The organism is Burkholderia sp. ZZQ-2, from assembly GCF_050768715.1.
Classification (GTDB): Bacteria; Pseudomonadota; Gammaproteobacteria; order Burkholderiales; family Burkholderiaceae; genus Burkholderia; species Burkholderia cepacia.
Genome location: NZ_LDVA01000260.1, coordinates 77,137 through 100,007 on the forward strand (window position 1 = coordinate 77,137; position 22,871 = coordinate 100,007).

Annotated in this window: 12 protein-coding genes and 1 pseudogene; 12 read left to right on the forward strand and 1 reads right to left on the reverse strand. The window is 70.5% G+C overall.

Features of this window, described 5'->3' with window-relative positions:
• The first annotated feature begins 93 nt into the window (after positions 1-93).
• From ABY44_RS18560 to ABY44_RS18610, 11 genes and pseudogenes are all read left to right on the forward strand, one after another.
• Complete coding sequence (locus ABY44_RS18560) at positions 94-1,035, forward strand: helix-turn-helix transcriptional regulator (protein ID WP_021163802.1); 942 nt, start codon at positions 94-96, stop codon at positions 1,033-1,035.
• 123 nt (positions 1,036-1,158) lie between these two features.
• The gene (locus ABY44_RS18565) at positions 1,159-5,568 is read left to right on the forward strand and encodes a non-ribosomal peptide synthetase (RefSeq protein ID WP_060173663.1); all 4,410 of its coding nucleotides are present in this window, start codon (positions 1,159-1,161) and stop codon (positions 5,566-5,568) included.
• Positions 5,565-11,039: a non-ribosomal peptide synthetase gene (locus tag ABY44_RS18570; protein WP_060173662.1), complete on the forward strand. Its 5,475-nt coding sequence runs from the start codon at positions 5,565-5,567 to the stop codon at positions 11,037-11,039. The genes ABY44_RS18565 and ABY44_RS18570 overlap by 4 nt, the downstream gene beginning before the upstream one ends.
• On the forward strand, positions 11,036-12,088 hold the full coding sequence (locus ABY44_RS18575) for a Gfo/Idh/MocA family oxidoreductase (RefSeq protein ID WP_027789652.1): 1,053 nt from the start codon (positions 11,036-11,038) through the stop codon (positions 12,086-12,088). The genes ABY44_RS18570 and ABY44_RS18575 overlap by 4 nt, the downstream gene beginning before the upstream one ends.
• A complete protein-coding gene (locus ABY44_RS18580) occupies positions 12,085-13,806 on the forward strand; it encodes an ABC transporter ATP-binding protein (RefSeq protein WP_431641558.1) in 1,722 nt (573 codons plus the stop codon). The genes ABY44_RS18575 and ABY44_RS18580 overlap by 4 nt, the downstream gene beginning before the upstream one ends.
• Positions 13,803-15,569, forward strand: coding sequence for an ABC transporter ATP-binding protein (locus tag ABY44_RS18585; RefSeq protein ID WP_081072855.1), 1,767 nt, complete (start codon positions 13,803-13,805; stop codon positions 15,567-15,569). The genes ABY44_RS18580 and ABY44_RS18585 overlap by 4 nt, the downstream gene beginning before the upstream one ends.
• Positions 15,570-15,682: 113 nt before the next feature.
• A complete protein-coding gene (locus ABY44_RS18590; RefSeq protein ID WP_060173660.1) occupies positions 15,683-17,905 on the forward strand; it encodes a TonB-dependent siderophore receptor in 2,223 nt (740 codons plus the stop codon).
• Positions 17,905-18,168 carry a hypothetical protein gene (locus ABY44_RS18595; protein ID WP_060173659.1) on the forward strand — a complete coding sequence of 88 codons (264 nt, stop codon included), beginning with the start codon at positions 17,905-17,907 and terminating at the stop codon, positions 18,166-18,168. The genes ABY44_RS18590 and ABY44_RS18595 overlap by 1 nt, the downstream gene beginning before the upstream one ends.
• A 1-nt stretch (position 18,169) precedes the next feature.
• Positions 18,170-19,681, forward strand: coding sequence for a PepSY-associated TM helix domain-containing protein (locus tag ABY44_RS18600; protein WP_431641561.1), 1,512 nt, complete (start codon positions 18,170-18,172; stop codon positions 19,679-19,681).
• Between the two features lie 22 nt (positions 19,682-19,703).
• On the forward strand, positions 19,704-20,948 hold the full coding sequence (locus ABY44_RS18605; RefSeq protein ID WP_060173727.1) for an MFS transporter: 1,245 nt from the start codon (positions 19,704-19,706) through the stop codon (positions 20,946-20,948).
• A gap of 1 nt (position 20,949) precedes the next feature.
• Positions 20,950-21,027, forward strand: a pseudogene (locus tag ABY44_RS18610) (biopolymer transporter ExbD); the annotation flags it as partial.
• A 57-nt stretch (positions 21,028-21,084) separates the two neighbouring features.
• Here ABY44_RS18610 and ABY44_RS18615 read toward each other — a convergent pair.
• Positions 21,085-21,852 (reverse strand): hypothetical protein, encoded by a 768-nt coding sequence (locus ABY44_RS18615; protein ID WP_155637960.1) that lies wholly within the window; start codon positions 21,850-21,852, stop codon positions 21,085-21,087.
• 232 nt (positions 21,853-22,084) lie between these two features.
• Here ABY44_RS18615 and ABY44_RS18620 point away from each other — a divergent pair, with 232 nt between their 5' ends.
• The gene (locus ABY44_RS18620; protein ID WP_060173657.1) at positions 22,085-22,867 is read left to right on the forward strand and encodes an Lnb N-terminal periplasmic domain-containing protein; all 783 of its coding nucleotides are present in this window, start codon (positions 22,085-22,087) and stop codon (positions 22,865-22,867) included.
• Positions 22,868-22,871 lie beyond the last annotated feature (4 nt).

Genomic DNA, 22,871 nt, shown 5'->3' on the forward strand with positions numbered 1-22,871 from the left:
GTCGCGCGGCGCCCGCCCGGCCCGGCCGGAGAATCGGCCGGTTGCCGCCGGCGCGCGCCGGGCCGCGCGTGCCGCCTAACCAACGGACCTCCGATGAGCTCGACCTCCTTCGCTTCGTCACGACGTCACCCGCCGGTGCTCGTGCCCGGCAATCATCCGGGCGTGGTGCACATCGACGCGGGCATGAAACTCATGAGCGGCACGCTGTGCTCGGACAGCCGCGACTGGTACGAGGAGCCGCTCGAAAAAGGGCTGAAGCTCGTCCTCGTGCAGAGCGGGCAGTTGCGCTGCCGCGTGCCGGGCCAGCCCGAGCAGTGCATCAAGGGGCCGGGCCTGTGCGTGATCGCCAACGACGGCGAATTCACGACGCACCAGATCTACGACCGCGACGTGCCGCTGCGCTACACGATCGTGCAACTCGGCCTCGATGCGCTCGACCGCAACCTGAGCCTGTTGCCGGAGAAGATGCTCGCGCCGACGGGCGGCGATCCGCGCATCGTCAGTTGCCCGGCATCGAAGGCGCTGCAGGCGCTCGCGGTACAGATCGCGACGTGCCCGTTCGAGGGCGCGGTGCGCGAGTACTACCTGAAGGCCAAGGCATTCGAACTGACCGCGCTGAGCGCGCAGCTGCTGGCGACGCAGCGACAGTTCGCGCCGGCCGACGTGCGCGTCACGTCGTCGGACGTCGAGCGCGTGTACGCGGCGAGCGACATCCTCACGCGCGAGCTCCAGCAGCCGCCGACGCTCGATGCGCTCGCGGGCCGGGTGGGGATGAATTCGCGCAAGCTGACGGCCGGCTTCCGCAAGGTGTTCGGCACGAGCGTGTATGCGTACCTGCAGGAATACCGGCTGCGGACCGCGCACGCGATGCTGTGCGCGGAGGACGCGAACGTGTCGACCGTGGCGTACCGCGTCGGCTACAGCCCCGCGCATTTCTCGATCGCGTTCCGCAAGCGCTACGGCATTTCGCCGAGCGACATTCGCGCATCGTCGAACGCGATCGACGATGCCGAACTGGAGAGCGCGGCAATCTAAAACAACTGACCGGCCGCCTAAAGCAATCGACCGGGCTCACGGACGTGAATGAGATAGATTCTCATTCACGGGTGGCCGCCGCCGCGCGGATCCGCCATCGAACGACCCATACAAGGCGTGCCCATGAGCCAGACCGCTGTCGATTCAACCATCGATCATTCCGATCCTTCCTGTTTTTCTCCCATTGCCTTTCGCTCGCAGCTCGTCGCGATGATCGCGGCGCTGCTCGACGAGCCCGTCGACGAAATCGCGTCGCTCGACGATGACGAGGACCTGCTGAGCTGCGGCCTCGATTCGATCCGGCTGATGTATCTGCAGACGCGCGTGAACCGGCTCGGCTACGCGCTGACGTTCGATGCGCTCGCGCGTACGCCGACGCTCGGCGCGTGGGCCGAGCTGCTCGCGAATGCGCCGCGCGGCGCATCCGCGGCGCCCGACGTCGAAGCCGCCGAGGGGGGCGATGTCGACGTGCATGCGCCGTTCGACTTGTCCGCGGTGCAGCAGGCGTACTGGCTCGGCCGCGGCGACGGTGAAGTGCTCGGCAACGTGAGCTGCCACGCATTCCTCGAGTTTCGCAGCCGCGCGATCGATCCCGTTCGTCTCGACGCGGCGTGCCGACTCGTGCGCGAACGCCATCCGATGCTGCGTGCGCGCTTTGCCGGCGGCCGCCAGCAGATCGTCGCGGCACCGGAGGCGCCGGTGTTCGCGCATGCGGACTGGCGCGACCGGACGCCCGCCGAAGCGGAAACCGAATGGGAGTCGCTGCGCGCGTCCCGGTCGCACGAATGTCTCAACGTCGAGCACGCGCAGGTCTTCGTGATGGGCCTCGCGCAGATGCCCGGCGGCGAGGATCGCGTGTGGCTGAGCGTCGACCTGCTCGCGGCCGACGTGGACAGCGTGCGGCTGCTGATGCAGGAGATCGGTGCCGCGTATGCCGAGCCGTCGGCGTTGCCCGACGCGCCGTCGACGTGGTTCCCGACCTGGCTCGCGCGTCGCGCGGCCGATACGCGCGATGCGCGGGCCGCGGCGCGCGACGCATGGCAGGCGCGGCTCGCGACACTGCCGGAAGGGCCGGCGCTGCCGCTCGCCCGTGCGCCGGAAACGATCCGCGCGCCGCGTTTCAGCCGCGTCACGCATACGCTGAGCACGGCCGAACTGACGCGCCTGCAGGCGCGGGCCGCGCAGCATGGCGTCACGCTGTCGTCGGTGTTCGGTGCGGCGTTCGCCGCGGTGCTCGCGCGCTGGAGCGGCCGGCAGGCGTTCCTGCTCAACGTGCCGCTGTTCGACCGGCACGGCGATGCGCCCGATCTCGGCCGCGTGATCGCCGATTTCACGACGCTGCTGCTCGTCGAATGCGACATGCGCGCCGACGCGAGCGCGGCCGACACGGTACGCGCGTTCCAGCAGCGGCTGCACGGCGCGATCGCGCAGGCTGCGTATCCGGCGCTCGACGTGCTGCGCGATGCACGCAGGCAGGGCGCGCCGCGCGCGGCGCCCGTCGTGTTCTCGTGCAATCTCGGCGACGCGCCGTTCGTGCCCGACGCATTCGCGCGCGTGTTCGGCGATCTGCACGACATGATTTCGCAGACGCCGCAGGTGTGGCTCGATCACCAGCTCTATCGCGTGCCGGACGGCGCGTTGCTCGCATGGGACAGCGTCGACGGCCTGTTTCCCGACGGGATGGTCGATGCGATGTTCGGCGCGTATGTCGCGCTCGTGCAGGCGCTGTGCGATCGCGACTGGCGGCTGCCGATCGCGGTCGAGCTGCCGTCCGCGCAGCGACGCGTGCGCGATGCGCTCAACGCGGTGCCCGCTCCCGCGCGGCCGCGCACGCTGCATGCCGACTTCTTTGCATCGGCCGCGCGCGAGCCGGCGGCCGTCGCATTGCGGTGCGCCGAGCGCGTGGTGACGCGCGGCGAACTGGCCGCGCAGGCGCTGGCGATCGCGGGTGGCCTGCGTGCCGCCGGCATCGGTCACGGCGATGCCGTCGAGATCAGTCTGCCGCGCGGGCCGGAACAGGTGGCCGCGGTGTTCGGCGTACTGGCCGCCGGCGCGTGCTACGTGCCGCTCGACATTGCGCAGCCGGCCGCGCGCAAGACGCTGATCGAACGCGCGGCCGGCGTGAAGGCCGCGATCGGCGACACGGCGCACGCGGATGCGCCGCTGCCGCGCTTCGATGTTGCGTCGCTGATGAAACATGCGCCGCTGGCCGCGCCGCTCGCGGTGGCGCCGCAGGCCACCGCGTACGTGATCTACACGTCCGGTTCGACGGGCGTGCCGAAGGGTGTCGAGATGACGCACGCGGCGGCGCTCAACACGATCGACGCGATCGATGCACTTCTCGGCGTACATGCGCACGACCGGCTGCTCGCGGTATCGGCGCTCGATTTCGACCTGTCGGTGTACGACCTGTTCGGCGTGCTCGGTGCCGGCGCCGAGCTCGTGCTGCCGACCCAGGACGACGCGCGCGACGCGGCGCGCTGGATCGACCTGATCGCGCAGCATCGCGTGACGCTGTGGAATTCGGCGCCCGCGCTGCTCGAAATGGCGCTGGCGGTGCCCGCCGCGGCCGACGCATGCCGCAGCGTGCGCGCGGCGCTGCTGTCCGGCGACTGGATCGCGCTCGACCTGCCGGCGCGCCTGCGCGAACGATGCGGCGACGCATGTGCGTTCCATGCGCTCGGCGGCGCGACCGAGGCCGGCATCTGGTCGAACGTGCAGACGGTGCGCGACGTGCCGCCGCACTGGCGTTCGATTCCGTATGGCCGGCCGTTGCCGGGGCAGGCCTATCGCGTCGTCGATGCCGACGGCCGGGATGTGCCGGATTACGTGCCGGGCGAACTGTTGATCGGCGGCGACAGTCTCGCGCGCGGCTACCGGAACGATCCCGAGCTGACCGCGCAGCGCTTCGTGCAGCACGCGTCGGGCCGCTGGTATCGCACGGGCGACCGTGGCCGCTACTGGCCCGACGGTACGCTCGAATTCCTGGGGCGCGAGGATCGCCAGGTGAAGGTGCGCGGGCACCGGATCGAACTGGGCGAGATCGAGGCCGCGCTGGCCGCGCATCCGCAGATCGACGGTGCGTGCGCGAGCGTCGTGAATGGCGAAGTTGCGCGCATCGTCGCCGCGTTCGTGCCGGCCGATTGCGGTGCCGCTTGCGGTGCCGATGCCGCGCCGTCGTCGCTCGCGGAGACCGACCTGGCCGATACGGATCAGGCGGAAGCGGCCGTTGCGCGCGCCGTCGCCGATCGGCTGCTCGATGGCGGCGCGGGCCTGCTGTCGTCGTTGCGTGCGCACCGGCACGCGAAAGGCGATGCGTCGATCCCCATCGACGGTGCGCTCGATCGACTCGACTGGTATGCAACCGATCTCGACGATCTGACGGCGTCGCTGCGCGCGCTCGCAGCCGATCCGGATACCGCCGCGCAGCGCGTGCCGCTGGACCCGTGCGTGGCACCGCTTGCGTTCGCGACGCGTTTGCCGGACGGCGCCCGCGCGCTGCGCGAGTTTGCCGGCGCGCTGGAGGCACAGGCCGCTGCACGCACGGGTGTGCTGCGGGTCGCGGTGGTCGACGCCCGCGCCGGGCAATGGTTCGAAGCGGGCCTCGGCGTGCTCGACGACCCACGTTTCGACGTGACGCTGTTCGACGTGTCGCCGGGGCTGCTGCACACCGCACAGGCACGCTTCACCCTTACGAGGCCCGCGCTTCAGACGATGCAGGACGGCTTGTTGCCCGCGCGGCATCTCGGCGAATTCGATTGCGTGATCAGTTTCGCGGCCGCGCATCTGCGCGACGATCCGCGCGATACGTTCCGGATCGCGGCAGCGTTGCTGGCGCAGGACGGCCGTTTGCTGTTCGCCGACGTGCTGCGCGACTCGCCGCTGCGTGAACTCGTCGCGAGCGTGGCGGGTGATGCGTCGTTGCCTCGGCCGTTCACGCCCGATGCGATCGCCGCCGCCGCGCATGCGTGCGGTTTTGCGCTCGACTCCCGAAGCTGGCGTTCGACCGCATTCGCGTGCATCGACGCGCGCCGTACCGGCGAACCGGCCGCGCAAGCGGCGCTGGCCGACTGGCTGCGTGATCGCTTGCCCGACGCGATGCGCCCCGATGCGCTGTGGTGCATCGCGCGCTGGCCGCTCAACGCGAACGGCAAGATCGACCGGCGGGCGGTGGGCGAGGCGCTCGCGCGCGCGCTCGGCGACGCACCGGCCGCCCACGATGCATTCGTGCCGGCCGACGAACGGCAGGCGACGCTGCTCGCGTGCTGGGAGCACGCGCTCGGCCGCCCGGCGAACGCGCGCGATGCGACGTTCTTCGCGCTCGGCGGCGACAGCCTGCTCGCGACGCGCCTGCTCGCGCAACTGCGCGAGCGGCTCGGCGTGCGGGTCGGGATGGCGGCGTTCTACAGGCAGCCGACGCTCGCGGGTCTCGCCGCGCAGCTCGACGAGGCCGCACTGGCCGCGCCGGCCCTGCAAGCCTCGCAGGCCGCCGGCGACACGCCGGTTGCGACGATCGAGGAGGGCGTGCTGTGAGCTTCGATGACGTGCTCGATCTTTGCCGCGAACGCCAGATCGAACTGTGGTGCGACGACGGCGGCCAGTTGCGCTATCGCGCGCCGGCCGGCGCGCTCGATGCGGACCTGGCCGCGCGCATCAAGGCCGAACGCGACGCGTTCGTCCGCTTCCTGCAGGACGGCGCATGGCGCTGCGATCCGGTGCGCCGGCACGAGCGGTTCGCACTGACGCCGGTGCAGGCCGCGTACGTGCTCGGCCGCCACGAGTCGTTCGAGTTCGGCGGCAATGCGTGCCATCTGTACGTCGAATACGGCGAGCCCGCGAATCTCGACTGCGTGCGCTTCGAGGCGGCGTGGAACGCGTGCGTCGCGCGGCATCCGATGCTGCGCGCGATCGTCGAGGACAACGCATGGCAACGCGTGCTGCCCGACGTGCCGTGGCAGCCGCTCACGGTGCACGACCTGCGCGATGCCGATGCGAACGCGTTCGACGCCCACGTGAAGCGCGTGCGCGAGCGTCTCGACCATGCGGTGCACGCGCTCGACCGCTGGCCGGTGCTGCAGCCGGAAGTGAGTCTCGGGCCGGACGGTGCGGTGCTGCACCTGTCGGTCGATTTCACGCTGATCGATTATGCGAGCCTGCAATTGCTGCTCGCCGAATGGCGGCGCCGCTACGACGACCCGCAGTGGCAGCCCGAGCCGCTCGACGCGACGTTCCGCGACTACGTCGTCAATGAAGCCCATGCCGGCACGCGCGCGGATCATGCACGCGACAAGGCGTGGTGGCTTGCGCGCATCGACGATCTGCCGCCGCGCCCCGATCTGCCGGTGGTGCCCGCGATGCCGTCCGGCGCACGGCCGCGCTTCACGCACCGGCATGCGCGGCTCGATCGTGCGCAATGGGCCGCGCTGAGCGGCCACGCGAGCCGCTTCGGCTTGAGCGCGGCGAGTGTCGCGCTGGCTGCGTTCGCCGAAGTCGTCGGCCGCTGGAGCCAGTCGCCCGCGTTCTGCCTGAACCTGACGGTGCTGAACCGGCCGCCCGTGCATCCGCGCATCGACGCGGTGCTCGGCGATTTCACCGCGCTGAGTCTGCTCGCGGTCGACGCGACGCACGGGCGCGATTTCGTCGAGCGTGCCCGCACGATCGGCGCGCGGATGTTCGACGACCTCGACCATCGTGCGTTTACCGGTGTCGACGTGATGCGCGAACTCGCGCGACGGCGCGGCAAGGATGCGGCGCTGATGCCGGTGGTGTTCACGAGCGGCATCGGCAGTGTCGGCCGGCTGCTCGGCGAGCACGCGGCCCGCGCCGAGCCGCCGCGCTACATGATCAGCCAGACGCCGCAGGTGTGGCTCGACTGCCAGGTGACCGATCAGTTCGGTGGGCTGGAAATCGGCTGGGACGTGCGTGACGACCTGTTTCCGGACGGGATGCCCGCGGCGATGTTCGACGCGTACGTCGCCCTGCTGGGCCGGCTCGCCGCCGACGCGGCGTGGTGGTCGCGCGCGGGCGACATCGTGCTGCCGTCCGCTGCGCCCGCCGCCGGGATCCATCCGGATGCGGATACGCACATCGCGGCCGGCTTTGCCGCGCAGGCGTTGCGTACGCCCGATGCGCCGGTGGTGATCGATGCGCAGGGGGCGCGCACGTATCGCGACGTCGCGCAGCACGCGGCGGCGCTGCGGTCGGCGCTCGAGCAGGCCGGCGTCGCCGCGGGCGATACCGTCGCGGTGCTGATGCCGAAGTGCGCGCACCAGCTCGTGGCCGTGCTCGCGATCGTCCAGGCGGGCGCCGCGTACGTGCCGGTCGACAGCCGCCAGCCGGCGCTGCGGCAACAGGCGATCCTGCGCAATGCGCGGGTGCGTGCGGTCGTCAGTGTGCAGGCGCTCGGGTTCGAACACGACGGGTGCGTGCGCATCGATGTCGATGCAGTGCCGGTCGATCCGCAATGGCCGCCGCGCGCCGCGCGCGACATTCCCGGCGACGCACTCGCATACGTGATCTATACGTCGGGCTCCACCGGCGAGCCCAAGGGCGTGATGCTGAGCCACGCGGCCGTGTGCAACACGCTGGCCGACATCAGCGCGCGCCATGAAGTCGGCGACGGCGACGTGGTGCTCGGCCTGGCCGAATTGAGCTTCGACCTGTCCGTCTACGACTTCTTCGGCGCGACCGCGCGCGGCGCGTGCATCGTGCTGCCCGATCCGGCACGCGGCAACGATCCGTCGCATTGGGCCGCGCTGATGGCGCGCCATCGCGTGACGCTGTGGAATTCGGTTCCCGCGCAAGGGCAGATGCTGATCGATTACGTCGAAAGCGAACCGGCGCTCGATGTGCCGGGCCCGCGCCGCGTGCTGTGGTCGGGTGACTGGATTCCGGTGACGCTGCCCACCCGCTGGTGGCGGCGCTGGCCCGACAGCGCGCTGTTCAGCCTCGGCGGCGCGACCGAGGCGTCGATCTGGTCGATCGAGCATCCGATCCGTCCGGCGGACACGCAGCTGGCCAGCATTCCCTACGGCCGCGCGCTGACCGGGCAGACGATGGAGGTGCTCGACGCGCTCGGCCGGCCATGCCCGCCGGGCGTGCGCGGCGAGATCCATATCGGCGGCGTCGGGCTGGCGACGGGTTACGCGAACGATCCCGTGCGAACGGCCGAACGCTTCATCCGTCATGGCGACGGGCGGCGACTCTATCGCACCGGCGATCTCGGCCGCGTGCGCGCCGACGGTTCGCTCGAATTCCTCGGGCGGCAGGACGATCAGGTGAAGATCCGCGGCTACCGGATCGAGCTGGCCGAGATCGACGCGGCGCTGACCGCGCATCCGCTCGTCGGCGCGGCAGCGACGATCGTGCTCGGCGACGGCACGGAGCGCCGGCTCGCGAGCTTCGTCTCGCTGCACGGCGCTGAGCCGCCGCAGCAGGACGACGCGCTGCACGAGATCGCGGCGCACGTGCGCACGGCGTTCGACGCCGCGCGCTGGCCCGCGCATGCGGACGTGGCGCGGTCGGTTGCCCGGCTCGAAGCGGCCTGCGTTGCATCGCTGGCAGCGTGGATCGTGCCGGCAGGGGCGCTGACCGAGGAGCAGGCGACGGACTTCGCGACGTTGTGCGAACGGTTGCGCGTGCCGGCGGCGCGACAGCATCTGCTGCGTCACTGGCTGGCGATGCTCGACCGGCACGGCGTGCTGCACGCGGATGCCGAACGCGGCTGGCGCAGGCGGCCCGATGCCGGCCATGCCGATGCGCATGCCTGCTGGGACGCATTTGCGCAGGATGCGTCGCCCGATCTGTGGCCGGCCGTCCTCGTCGACTACTTCCGCGACAGCGCGGGATGCATCGACGTGCAGGTGGACGGCACCGTGTCGCCCGCCGGTCTGATGTTCCCGGAAGGCGCGTCGCATATCGCCGACGCGATGTACAGCGACGGCGAACATGCGCGGGCCCTGCATGACGGAATGGCACAGGCGGTGCGTGCGATCGTCGCGCGCGAGCCGCAGCGCCCGTGGCGCATCCTCGAGATCGGCGCGGGCACGGCCGCGGCGACGCGGGCGATCGTCGACGCGCTCGCGCCGCTGGTCGAAGCGGGCGCGCGAATCGACTACCTGTTCAGCGACGTGTCGAGCTATTTCCTCGCGGCGGCACGCGAGCGCTTCGCCGCGTATCCGTGGATGCGGTTCGAGCGGTTCGACATGAACGCGGCGCTCGACGCGCAGGGTATTGCGCCGCATTCGATCGACATCACGATCAGCTCCGGCGCGCTGAACAATGCACGCGACACGGTCGCGCTGGTCGCCGGATTGCGTGCGCTGTCGGCGGCCGATGCGTGGTGGGTGATCCAGGAACTGACGACCGAGCATCCGGAGATCAGCATCAGCCAGGGGTTGATGATGGAAACGCCGCACGACGCGCGCGTCGAATCGGCGCGTCTGTTCGTGCCGCGCGCGCAGTGGCTCGAATGGCTGCAAGAGGCGGGCGGCGATCGCGCACTCGGCTGCGTGGCACCCGGCACGCCGCTCGACGCACTCGGCTACGACATCCTGCTCGCGCACGTGAAGCGCGGCGCGGCGCGCATCGCGCCGGACGCGCTGCTGGCATGCGTCGCGGAGCGCGTGCCGGGCTACATGGTGCCGTCGCAATTGCGCGTGCTCGACCGCCTGCCCGTGACCGCGAACGGCAAGATCGATCGCCGCACGCTGGCCGGCATCGCCGACATCCGCGAACCGGAGCCGGCGGCCGCCCGGCCGGCTCACGCGCAGGCCGCCGCCGATCCGCTGCTGGCACGGCTGATCGGCTTGTGGGAAGCCGTGCTCGATACGCGCAACGTCACGCCCGATCAGGACTTCTTCGCCGCGGGCGGCGATTCGCTGCTGATCGCGCAACTCGTGTCGCGGCTGCGCGGCGAGGAACCGCTCGCGCACGCGCATCCGTTCGACCGGTTGTTGCGCTGGGTGCTCGCGCAACCGACGCCCGCCGCGTTCGCGCAATGCCTGCGCGACGCGGATGCGCAGCCGTCGGACAGCGCATCGCCGGTTGCGCCGGCCGCTCCGCGCAGCGCGCACGTTTCGGCGGTCGTCCATGCACCGGCGCCGCGCGTGCGCGCCGGCGTGCGGCCGATCCCGCTCGCGCCCGGCGACGGCGTGCCGCGCGTGATCGTGCACGAAGGGCTCGGCACCGTGCATGCATATCGTCCGATCGTGCCGGCGCTCGCGCGGCTCGGCCCGGTGCTCGGCTTCGCGGTGCGCGACGCGCAGGACTATCTCGACCTGCCGGCGCGCCACCTGAACGCGACGCTCGGCCGGCGTTATGCGGATGCGCTGTGGCGCACCGGCGTGCGCGAGGTCGACGTGCTCGGCTACTGCTCGGGCGGGCTGGTCGCGCTCGAAATGGCGAAGTCGCTGGTGCAGCTCGGCGTCGGGGTGCGCACGCTCGACATCGTGTCGAGCTACCGGATTCCGTACCTGATCGAAGACGAGCGGCTCGTGCTGTTCAACTTCGCGGCGACGCTCGGGCTGCCGCTCGACGCGCTCGGTTTTCCGGAGACGTATGTGCTGGCCGACGCACTCGCCGACGCATTGAAGGCCGACCCCGCGCGTCTCGCGCCCGGCAGCCTGCAGGCCCAGCTGGAGATTTTCGGCGACCGCTGCGAGCCGCTCGACACGTTGCGCCGCCGCGTGCTGCGCGCGGCCGCCGGATTGTCGATGCAGGACGAGGTCGCGCACCCGCTGCTCGACGAGCGCGAACGGCTGTACCGGCTCTTCATGCATTCGGTGCAGGCGAGCCACTGGGCGGGCGACGCGCCGTACGCGGGTGCGCTGCGGCTGTTCGTGCCGGAGCGCTGCAACCCGCTGATTCCGCAGCAGCGCGCGGCGCTCACCGAATACTGGACGGCGCAGGCGCTCGGCGGCATCACGTCCGTCGACATCCCCGGCGGTCATTTCGACTGCCTGGACGCCGCGTTCATCGACACCCGCCTGAAGGAGGCGCAATGAAGGCTCATCCGCTGCCGGTCGTCGTGGCCGGCTCCCGCTTCGGCCAGTTCTATGCGGCGGGCCTCGCCGCGTCCGGCACGTATCGCGTCGCAGGCATCCTGGGGCAAGGCAGCGCGCGTACCGCTGCGCTGGCCGCGCGCGTCGGCGCGCCCGTGTTCGACCGTCCGGAAGCGTTGCCCGACGACGTGCGCGCTGCGTGCGTCGCAGTCGGCGGCGCGGCGCGCGGCGCCGACGGGGCCGCGCTCGCGTGCCGGCTGCTCGAGCGCGGGATCGACGTCGTGATCGAGCATCCGCTGCTGCCCGACGAATGGGACCGCGTGCTGCGCACCGCGTCGCGTCACGGCCGGCGCTGCCTGCTCAACAGTTTCTATCCGAACCTGCCGGTCGTCTCCCGCTTCATCGCCGTCGCGCGACGGCTGCGTGAAACGAGCGCGCCCGTGCATGCAGATGTCGTGTGCTCGGTGCAGGCCAGTTACGCGGCGCTCGACGTGCTCGCCGCGGCGCTGCAGGGTGTGGGCCCGTGGTCGGTCGAGCCGGTCGGGCCGGCACTGTCGTCGATGCGCGAATGCGCGATGGTGCTCGCCGAAACGCCGGTCTCGCTGCGCGTGCATAACGAGATGGCGGCGGCCGACGACGGCCGGATGAGCATGCTGTTCAGCATCACGCTGACGACGGACGCCGGCACGTGGACGCTCGCGTCGCCGCATGGCCCGCTGTGGTGGGCGCCCGCGCTGCGCGAACCGGCGACGGACGACGACGGGCTGTTCCCGATCTTCGGCGACGCGGCGGGCGACGACATGCCGAGCATCCAGATCTGCGACGATGCGCGCGATACGTGGGGCGCGATTCATGCCCGCAGCTGGCCGCAGGCGGCCGTGCGCGCGGTCGATCGGCTCGTGTCGGGCGAAGGGCTGCACGCGTGCAACCAGCGCAGCATCGACGTGACGCGCGTCTGGCAGCAATTGACGATGCAGCTCGGTTTTCCGGAGCAGCCGCCGGGCGACGCGTGCGCGGCCACGCTCGGCATGCTGCTGGAGCGTGCCGCATGAAGGGGCCGTTGCTTTCGATGTTGCGGCCGTTCGCGGCGCCGCTTGCGGCGGCGGTCGTGCTGCAGGCGCTGGCGGGTGTCGCGTCGCTCGTGCCGTGGCTCGCGCTCGGCCGTATCGCCGACGCATGGCGCGCGACGGCACAGCTCGACGCGACGGCGCGCGGCTGGCTCGTCGCGGCCGTGGTGGCCGGCGTGTGCTGGCTGGGCGGCCAGACGGTCGCGCTGCACCTGACCCACCGTGTCGACGCCGATCTCGCCGACCGCTTGCGCAGGCGGCTCGCCGATCATCTGCAACGCTTGCCGCTCGGCTGGTTCGCGCGCGCGGGCAGCGACCGTGTCGCGCGTCACGTCGACCAGGACGTGCGCGCACTGCACCAGCTCGTCGCGCACGCGCCGGCCGACGTCACGCAACTCGTCGTCGTGCCGTGCGCGGCGCTGGCGTGCCTGCTTTACCTGAATCCCGGGCTGCTCGCCTTTGCGCTGGTCCCGCTCGTCGCGGGCGCCGCGCTGTTCCGCTGGATGCGCTCGGCGCGGTTCGTACCGGCCGTCGCGGCGCGCAACGCGGCACTCGAACAGCTGATGGGCGATTACGCGCAGCTCGCGCAGAACCCGGCGCTCGTGCGGCAGTATCCGGGCGCCGGCATCGAGGCGGCCGCGCTCGCGTCGACCGGGCGCTTCGACCAGGCGTTTTCGGCGTGGGTCGGCCGCGTCGGCGGGCCCGGTGCCTGCACGCAGGTGCTGCTCGGCACGCCGTTCCTGCTCGCGTGGGTCGTGTTCGGCGCGACTTGGCTCACGGCCGGCCGCCTGCCGGTCGGCGAACTGTGTGCGTTCGCGCTGCTGATCTGGGCGGTTGCCGCGCCGGTGCGGGCGCTCGGCCACGGTGCCGACGCGTTGCGTGAGGCGCGCGCGGCCGCTGCGCGCCTCGATGCGTTGCTCGCGCAGCCGGGCCTGCCCGAGCCGGCCGATGGCGCGGCGCAGGTGCCGCGCGATGCGTCGATCGAGCTGCGTGGCGTGAGCGTCGACATCGACGGCACGCCGATCCTGCGCGACATCGACGCGACGGTCGCGGCGGGCACGACCACCGCGATCGTCGGGCCGTCGGGTGCGGGCAAGAGCACGCTGCTGATGCTGCTCGCGCGCTTCATGGATCCCGACCGCGGCACGGTGCGGCTCGGCGGCGCCGACCTGCGGCTGCTCGCGCCGGATACGCGGCGCGAGCAGGTGGCGATGGTGTTCCAGCAGGCCGCCGCGCTCGACGTGTCGATCGCCGCGAACATCGCGCTTTACCGGCCCGATGCCGATCACGACGCGATTCGTGCGGCCGCGCGCGCGGCCTGTCTCGACGAACGCATCGAAGCGTTGCCGGGCGGTTACGGCTGCGTGTGCGGGCGCGACGTGCGGCTGTCCGGCGGCGAGCTGCAGCGGCTGGCGATTGCGCGTGCGCTGCTGTCGACGGCGCCGCTGTTGCTGCTCGACGAACCGGCGTCGGCACTCGATCCACAAACCGCGCGTGCATTGCGCAATGCGCTGCGCGGCGACGCGCGCACGCGCGTGATCGTCAGCCACGATCTCGACGCGATCCGGCAGGCGGACCAGATTCTCGTGATGGATCGCGGCCGCATCGTCGAGCGCGGCACGCATGCGGCGCTGCTGGCCGCGTGCGGGCTGTATGCGCGGCTGTGGCGCGAACGCGGTGCCGCGGACGGGGAGGCCGCATGATGATGAAATCGCTCAAACGTTTGCAGTGCCTGCCATCCGGCACACGCCGCGCGCTGTGGCGCGGGGTCGGCTGGGCGATGGCGGCCGCGTTGCTCGACGGCGCTTGCGGATTGCTGCTCGTGCCGTTGATCCGCGCGTGGTTCGCCGGCGCGCAGGCAGCCGTGTTGCACTGGACGATCGCGCTCGGTGCGCTGACCCTGTGCCACGCATTCGTGCTGTACGTCGCGCAGCGCGGCGGCTATCGCGCGGGCGGCGCGCTCGCGGCCGGTCTCGTGGAACGCCTCGTGCGGCACCTGCCGCGCATCGCGTCGTGGCAGACCGTGCGCGACAGTCATCCGGCCGGGCTGCTGCGCGGGCCGGTCATGCAGGCGATGGGGATTCCGGCGCACCTGCTCGGGCCGCTGATCGGCGCGGTCGTGACGCCGCTTGCGGTCGTCGCCGGGCTCGCGTGGATCGACTGGCGCATCGCGCTGTGCCTCGCGGCAGCCGCCGTGTTGCTGTTCGCGCTGCTCGAGCGCGGCGGCACGCGCACCCTTGCGTTCGAGCAGGCGCGCGCGTCCGGCGATCGCGACATGGCCGTGCAGCTTCAGACCTTCGCCGCGCATCAGGGGCTGCTGCGCTTCGCGGGCCGGGAAGGCGACGCGCGCGCGGCGCTGATGCACGCGTTCGACGCGCAGCATCGCCGCACGCGCGCGCTGATGCGCCGCTCGCTGCCGATCGAACTCGGCTTCGCGGGCGCGGTGCAGGGCGTGTTCGTCGCGATGCTGGCCGGCGGCGCATGGGCCGTCTCGGCGGGCCGGCTCGATGCCGCGACGGCCGTGGCGGTGCTCGTGCTGCTCGTGCGTTTCATCGAACCGCTCGCGCAGCTCACGCAGCTCGACCAGGCGCTGCGCAGCGCCTGGCGCGCACTCGACACCGTGCTCGCGGTGCTGCATGCGCCGCGTTTCGACAGCCCCGACCGTGGCACGCCGGTACACGACGCGAGTGTCGACGCGGTGCGCGTCGGCTACCGTTCGCCCGCCGGCGCGACGCTGCTGGATGGCGTCGACCTGCATTGCCCGGCGGGCGGCTTCGTCGCGATCGTCGGCCCCACGGGCGCCGGCAAGAGCACGCTGCTCGGCCTGCTCGCGCGGCTCGACGATCCGGGCGCCGGGCGCGTGCTGCTCGGCCGTGCCGATGTGCGGCACCTGAGCGAGGCGACGCTCGCGGCGACGCGCAACCTCGTGTTCCAGGACAACGGGCTGTTTCGCGGCAGCCTCGCGTGGAACGTGCGGATGGGCCGCCCGGATGCGACCGATGCCGAACTGCGCGACGCGCTTGACGCGGTCGGCCTGCTGCATGACGCCGAGCGCTTGCCGGACGGGCTCGAATCCGACGTGGGGCCCGGCGGCCAGTTGCTGTCGGGCGGGCAGCGCCAGCGGGCGTGCCTGGCGCGCGCGCTGCTGTCGCGTGCGCCGGTGCTGATGTTCGACGAGCCGACCGCGAGCCTCGACGAATCGAGTGCGCGGCGCGTGCGCGACAGCCTCGTCGCGCTGCGCGGGCAGCGCACGCGCATCGTCGTCACGCACCAGCCGGCGCTCGCGGCGGCCGCCGACACGATCGTCGTGCTCGACGCGGGCCGCGTGCGGGCGACCGGCACGCACGCGCAGCTCGTCCAGGCCGACGCGTGGTACGCGACTTTCGCCCGCGCCGGGCAACTGCCCGACAGCCTCGCACCGGCCGAAACGATCGCGGAAGCCCGGCCGGCCGAATCCGAACACTGACGTGAACAATGCGGGCCGGCGTGCCCGGAATCGATAGGAAAAGCCCCTCGATCGAAAAATGGCCTGCCGGTTCTATTTGATAATGAGAATGATTATCAAATACGGGGGCGTGAATGCGGTACGAGGTGCTGGAACCTGGGAGATCGATGACGAAGGGCGCGCGCGTCGCCCGTTTGGGGCGAGGGCGCTGGCGCCCGTCGCTGTATCTCGGCCTGCTGATCGCCGCGCATCCGGCGGCGGCGTTCGCCGATGCGGCGCCGGCGGCCGGCGCGGAAGTCCGGAAGGAGGAAACGACCGCCGTGAAGCCTGCCGCGGGCGAGCTGAAGGCGATTTCCGTGACCGGGTCGCGCGGCGTGGCCGACGATCCGGCCGTGGCGACGGTCGGCAAGATGCCGCTGGCGTTGCGGGAGATTCCGCAGTCGGTCAGCGTGACGACGCGCGAACGGATCGACCAGCAGAACCTGTATTCGCTCGACGAGGTGATGCAGCAATCGGCGGGCGTGACCGTGCAGCCGTACGTGCTGCTCACCACCGCGTATTTCGTGCGCGGCTTCAAGGTCGATTCGTTCGAATTCGACGGCGTGCCGGTGGTGATCGGCGACATGGCGAGCGCGCCGCAGGACATCTCCGTGTACGAACGCGTGGAGATCCTGCGCGGCGCGAACGGCCTGCTGCACGGCTCGGGCAACCCGGCCGCGACGGTCAACCTCGTGCGCAAGCGGCCGCAGTACCAGTTTTCCGCGAACGCGAGCGTGAGCGTCGGCAGCTGGGACCGCTACCGAGCGGAAGCCGACATCGGCGGCCCGCTCAATGCGGCCGGCACCGTGCGCAGCCGGCTCGTCGCCGCATACGAGGATCGTCATTTCTTCTACGACCACGCGAAACAGGACACGCGCTCGATCTACGGCATCACGGAAGTCGACGTGACGCGCGACACGCTGCTCACGTTCGGCGCGCAGTACCAGACGACGCGCTCGGTGCCCGACATGTCCGGCGTGCCGATGGCGCGCGACGGGTCGAGCCTCGGCCTGTCGCGCTCGACGTTCCTCGACACCGCGTGGGGCCACTTCGACTGGGACACGACGCGCGCGTTCGCGTCGGTCGAGCAGAAGCTCGGCGCCGGCTGGAAGGCGAAGGTCAGCGGCGAATACCAGAGCGTGCGCTCCGACCTGAAATACGCGGGCTCGTACGGCGCGATCGATCCGGCGACCGGTGCGGGCGGCGTGCTGACGGGCGGCGCGTACCGGTTCAGCAGCTACAGCCGCAGCATCGATGCGAACGTGCAGGGGCCGGTGCATGCGTTCGGGCTGACGCACGACCTGCTGTTCGGCGTGACCTACGCGAACAGCAGCAGCGGGCAGATGTCGGCGCAGCTGCTCGGCAACGTGGCCGGCATGCCGGTGAACGTCTACCGCTGGAACCCGAGCAGCGTGCCCGAGCCGGGCGTCGGCCCGTACCAGCAGTCGCAGCAGAACGACGTGTCGCAGAAGGGCGTGTATGGCCTCGGCCGCATCAAGCTCGCGGAACCCGTCACGCTCGTGCTCGGCGGCCGGATGAGCTGGTGGAACCAGGACAGTCTCGGCGCGCACTACAACACCGGCCACCAGTTCACGCCGTACGGCGGGCTGATCTGGGATTTCGCGCGCGACTGGTCGTGGTACGCGAGCTATGCGGAAGTGTTTCAGCCGCAAACCAAGTCGATGTGGGGCGGCGGCATCCTGACGCCGGTGAAGGGGCGCACCTACGAGACGGGCGTGAAGGGCGAACTGGCGGGCGGCAAGCTGAACGTGTCGCTCGCGGCGTTCCGCATCGATCTCGACAACAATCCGCAGGTCGATCTCGCGCATCCGTGCGCGGGGCCGAACTGCTACTACGTGAACGGCGGCAGCGTGCGCAGCCAGGGCTTCGAGTTCGAGGCGAACGGCCGCATCACGCCGTGGTGGAGCGTGTGGGCGAGCTATACGTACGACACGATGCGCTATGCGGACAACCTCGCGAACGCGGGCACGTTCGCGCCGCTGCTGAACCCGCGCCACCTGTTCCGGCTGTGGACCAACTACGACCTGCCGTGGCAGGAACGGCGCTGGAGCGTCGGCGGCGGCGTGCAGGTGCAGAGCAATTACTCGGCGCAGGCGAACGGCGTCACGATGAGCCAGGGCGGCTACGCGCTCGCCAGCGTGCGGCTCGGCTATCGCTACGACAAGCACTGGAGCGCGGCCGTCAACGTGAACAACCTGTTCGACCGCAAGTACTACCTGAGCCTGAGCCAGCCGGGCTGGAACAACCGCTACGGGGAGCCGCGCAACGTGATGCTGACCGTGCGCGGGCAGTTCTGATGGCGGGCGGCTGGGGGACGCGGGCGGCGCTCGCGATCGCAGGCGTGCTGCCGGGCGCGGTCGCGCTGGCGCTCACGCTGACCCGTCATTACCCGGCCGACGGCCTGAACCGGCTTTACGCGGCGGTGCTGCTGTCGCTGGCCGCGGGTGTCGCCGCGCTGCTGTGGGTGCTCGTCGCGCCGGGGCGGCGGCAGGCCGCGTGGCGCGCCTGCCTGTGGCTCGCGGTGCTCGTGCCGTGCGCGATGTTCTGGGGAGGGCGCTGACATGGACGCTTCATCGCGTTCGCGCTGGCGCGCGCTGCATCGCGGCGCCGGTGCGCTGTTCGGCGTGGTGCTGTTCGTCGTGCTGTTCAGCGGCACGTGGAGTCTCGCGACCGATTCGATGCAGGGCTGGTGGCGGCCGCCTCCGGTCGCCGTCGCGCGGCCGGCACTGCCGCTCGATACGCTCGTCGCGCGCGCGGCGGCGCTCGGCGTGCCGTTGCGCGATGCGCGCATCGTGCTGCCGCAACCGGACGATCCGGCGATCCGTTTCTGCGACGCACGCCAGGCCTGCACGCTGGCGCTCGACCCGGCGACGGGCGAGCGGCTGGCCGACGGCGGACGCGCGGCCTTGCTCGTCACGCTGCACAAGACGCTGTTCGCGGGCTTTCCCGGGCGGATCTTCGTCAGCCTGTGGGGGATCGTGCTGCTCGTGCTCATCGTCGCGGGCCTGGTCGTGCATCACCGGCGCTGGCCTGCTGCCGCGCGCATCCGGCGCGGCAGCGGGTTGCGCGCCGCGCTGTTCGACCTGCACGCGTGGATCGGCCTGTGGGGCTCGCCGTGGCTCGTGCTGTTCGCGTTCACCGGCGCGTTGTCGGGGCTGGGCGCGCTCGGCACGGTGTCGCTTGCGGGCGTCGCGTATCCGGGGCAACCGCAGCGCGCGTTCGCCGAGCTGCTCGGCGGGCCGCCGCCGACTGCCGCCGGCGGCGCGTGGCAACGCGCGCCCGATCTCGAGGCGCTGCTGCGGCGCGATGCGGCGCGCACGCCGGATTTCCGGCGCGAAGCCGTCGTGTTGCATCGGTGGGGCGACGTGAACGCGCGTGTCGAGATTGCCGGGACGACCGCCGGCCTGCCGAGCACGGCGCTGTTCGAGCGTCACCTGTATCGCGCGGTGGACGGGCAATGGCTCGCGGACGCCACGTCGCGCGGCCGAGGCTTCTGGTTGCGCGCGTTCATCGCGGTGCAGCCGCTGCATTTCGCGCAATACGGCTGGGTCGGTGCGATGGGCGGCGTGCTGCGCGTGCTGCATTTCCTGATGGGACTCGCGGCGTGCGCGCTCTGCGCGACGGGGCTGCATCTGTGGATCGAGCGTCGGCGGGCGCAGCACGACCGCTCGGCGAACGTGCTGGCCGCGGTCGCCGTCGGCGCCTGCGGCGGGCTGGTGCTCGCCGGCGGCGTCCTGCTGCTCGCGGGGCGTGCGCTGCCCGCCGGCGTGCACGTCGACCATGTGCTCGCGATGCAGTTCTGGGCCGTGTGGGGCGGCGCGCTCGCGCTCGCGGCCTGCGTGGCCGATCGCGCGGCCTGGCTGCGCACGCTGATGCGTGCGGCCGGCGCCGCTTACGGGCTGGCAGGGGCGACGCATTGCGCGATCGCGCTGCTCGGCGCGGGCGAACCCGTGTACTGGCCGATCGACGCGGCCCTCGTCGCGTTCGGCGCATTGCTGCTGCGTGCCGCGCGCCGTCCGCGCCGCGATGCGATACGGCCCGCGCGCGTGCCGGCCGGTGCCGAACCTTTTTAATTTCATGCAACTGGAGACTTCGATGCGCGATCTGCTCGAACATCGCCGCCTGGTCATCACGATCACGCTGCTTTACCTGTCACAGGGAATCCCGATCGGCATCGCGATGGATGCGATGCCGACCCTGCTGCGCCACGACGGCGCACCGCTTCATGCACTGGCGTTCCTGCCGCTCGTCGGTTTGCCGTGGGTCGTGAAGTTCCTGTGGGCGCCCGTCGTCGACAACCGCTGGTCGCCGCGCATCGGCCGGCGGCGCAGCTGGATGCTGCCGATGCAGACGCTCGTGGTGCTCTGCCTCGGCAGCCTCGCGCAGATCGGGATGACCGTCGCGACGGCCGGATGGGCGGTCGGCCTGCTGGCCGTCGCGTCGCTTGCGAGCGCGACCCAGGACATCGCGAACGACGGGATGGCCGCCGAACACTTCAGCGGCGACACGCTCGCGAAGATCAACGCGATCCAGATCGCGGGCGTGATGATCGGCTTCTTCGGCGGCGGCGCCGGCACGTTGACGCTGATCGGCCTGTTCGGCCAGCGGGCCGCGTTTCTCGCGCTGGCGGCCGTGCCGCTCGCGAGCCTGGTTTGCGTGCTGTGGGTGTTGCCGCGCGATGCGGATCGTGCGCGCGCGAAGCCCGAGCATGATGCGAGCCTCGTACGTTTCGCGAAGCGGCCGCGCTCGTGGTCGCTGCTGTCGCTTGCGCTGCTGTCGGCGATGACGGCCGTATCGGGCTTCGGCCTGTCGAAGCTGTTCCTCAACGACGCGGGCTGGACGCTCGACGCGATCGGCAAGCTCGGCATGGCCGGCGGCATCGTGACGGTCGTGCTCGGTTGCGGCGGCGGTGCGTGGCTCGTGAGGCGGCTCGGGTTGTGGCGTGCGTTTACGGCCGGCGTGAGCTGTGCGGGCGCGGCCGCGCTGCTGTGGTTCGCGCAGGCGGGCGGGTGGCTGCCGGTGTCGCCGTCGTGGGCATGGCTGTGCACGGTACTCGGTTCGCTGGCGACCGGGATCACGTCGGTGTCGATCATGACGGCCGGCATGCGCTTCGCGGGCGGCAGCGACCAGGCCGGCACCGACGTGACGGCCGTGCAGAGCACGCGCGACCTCGGCGAGCTGATCGCGTCGTCGACGATTCTGTCGCTCACCGCGAAGGTCGGTTATACGGGCGGGTTTCTCACGGGCGCCGCGCTGGCGGTGCTCGCGGCGCTGATCGCGATGCGGCTGAAGCGGCGCGAGTCGGCGTATGCGGTGAAGGGGGATGATGTGCTGGCGTGACGCCGCGGTACTGGCGTCGGCGCAACGCGTAGGCGCGACGAAGATCGGGCTGACGGGTAACGAGCAGTATGTGCAGTAGCGGAGTGTAGGCGGCGGGTGCCGGAATGTGTTTCCGGCGCAGGCCGGGAGTGTTCCGTCACCGAGAGCCGGCAGGCTGCACGGGGCGCGTCGAGAGGCCAACATGTGGGCCGCCGATTCCATCGGAATCCGTGAGAACGTGATTCGTTCGCTGGGGATGATCGTCTGGTCCGGGTATTCGCCTGGCTTTCTCCACCCTTTGCACCGCATTGCGTTTTGAACTGGAATCGATATAAATCGCGGAAAAGGTGCCGCGACGCATACTCAAGATTGCTCGCAGTCGCGGTAGCGTGTGATGAACGGCAGGATCAAGGTCGGACGGATACGCATCGGTGCGATATGCGCCGCATGCAAAGGCATCAAATATGTCCCACGCAAAAAGCGATAGATCAAGGTTTGCCAGTCGAACCAGTCGTTTCAGAAATGCGAAGCTGACGGCAAGGTCTAACCTGCCGTTGAGGAAGAGCCACGCGATGTCGTGAGCCAACTCATCAACGATATCGCGGGAGGCTCGAAATCCGGAGGCCTCGTCGGTCTCGACGCAATGTTCCGCCGAGCGTCGCGCCGTTTGACATCCACGAATGGCCTTGTGCATGAATGATCCGATTCTGTCGGGGCAGTGGAATTGTCGTCGGAGTGACGGGGGAACGGCTTGTCGTACTGCAGGAGACGCCGGGAGTCTCTCCGGCGAAACTTCGTCATGCTCGTGGCGCACGGCCTGATTGTTCAGCCGCGATCGATCGGAATTTTTCAAAAAATCGAGAATATTTAACGAAACTCCTTCGTCGGGTGGCGGCATAAAATGGGCCGCCTGGGTATCGATCATTGAGGGCTGAATCGAACGCCACATCGTGATGTGCGGATGAGTCGTTCAAGGCGAGGCGCGGTTTCGGCTATCGGGAAGGATGGGGGCGACCGTATATCGATTGTATTGACATGACTGGTTCGACGACGACTTTCCGCCCATTCGTGCCGTTTTCAGTGGGCCTGCGCACTCACGTGGCGTTTTCCGGGAGCGGCGGCGGGTTACCGCGGCCGGTTGCCGTGACGGAACGGGAATGAGTCCGCTGTCGTCGCTGCTGCGCGTTGCGCGCGCGCCGGCCGTGTGGGCGCCGGAGTACGCGCGTGCCGCCTGGATCGAATGGGGTGGGGCGCAGGTCACCGTGCGCGATGTGCGGAACTTCAGATATCGCACACGCGACGACTGCATGCCGGCGTACTACGACGCAACGTTCGCGCTCGAATCGGTGATGACGGTCGACCTTGTCGTGTCGCGCTGGACCAACGAAGCGATTGCCCACGCGTTCCTGAGTTTCGGCCTGAGCGGCGGCCGTTATATCGCGATCTCGATCGAGACGCGCCGGCGGCACGGGCAGCGCTACTCGCCGTACAAGGGTTTCTTGCCGCTGTACGACCTCGTATACGTCGTTGCCGACGAGCGCGATTTGATCGGCGTTCGCACCGATGTGCGCCGGGAACGCGTGTACTTGTTCCGTGCGCGCGTCGCGTCCGAGACCGCACGTGCATTGTTTGAGGATTACCTGCGGCGCGTACATACGCTCGAACGCCATCCGGAGTTCTACAACACGTTGCTCAACAATTGCACGACGAATATTTTGCACCACGTCAGATCGGTTGCCCCTGACGTCGGATACAGCTGGAAGGTGTTGCTGAGTGGTTATGCGGACCGATACGGACATGAGCTCGGCCTGCTCGACGATTCCATACCGTTCGATGCGCTGAAGTCGGCAAGCCTGATTCAGCGCGCTCCCGGCGCGATGATCGATGGCGATTTCTCGGCGGCGATCCGCGCATCGCTACCGCTCGCACGGAACAAATGAACCC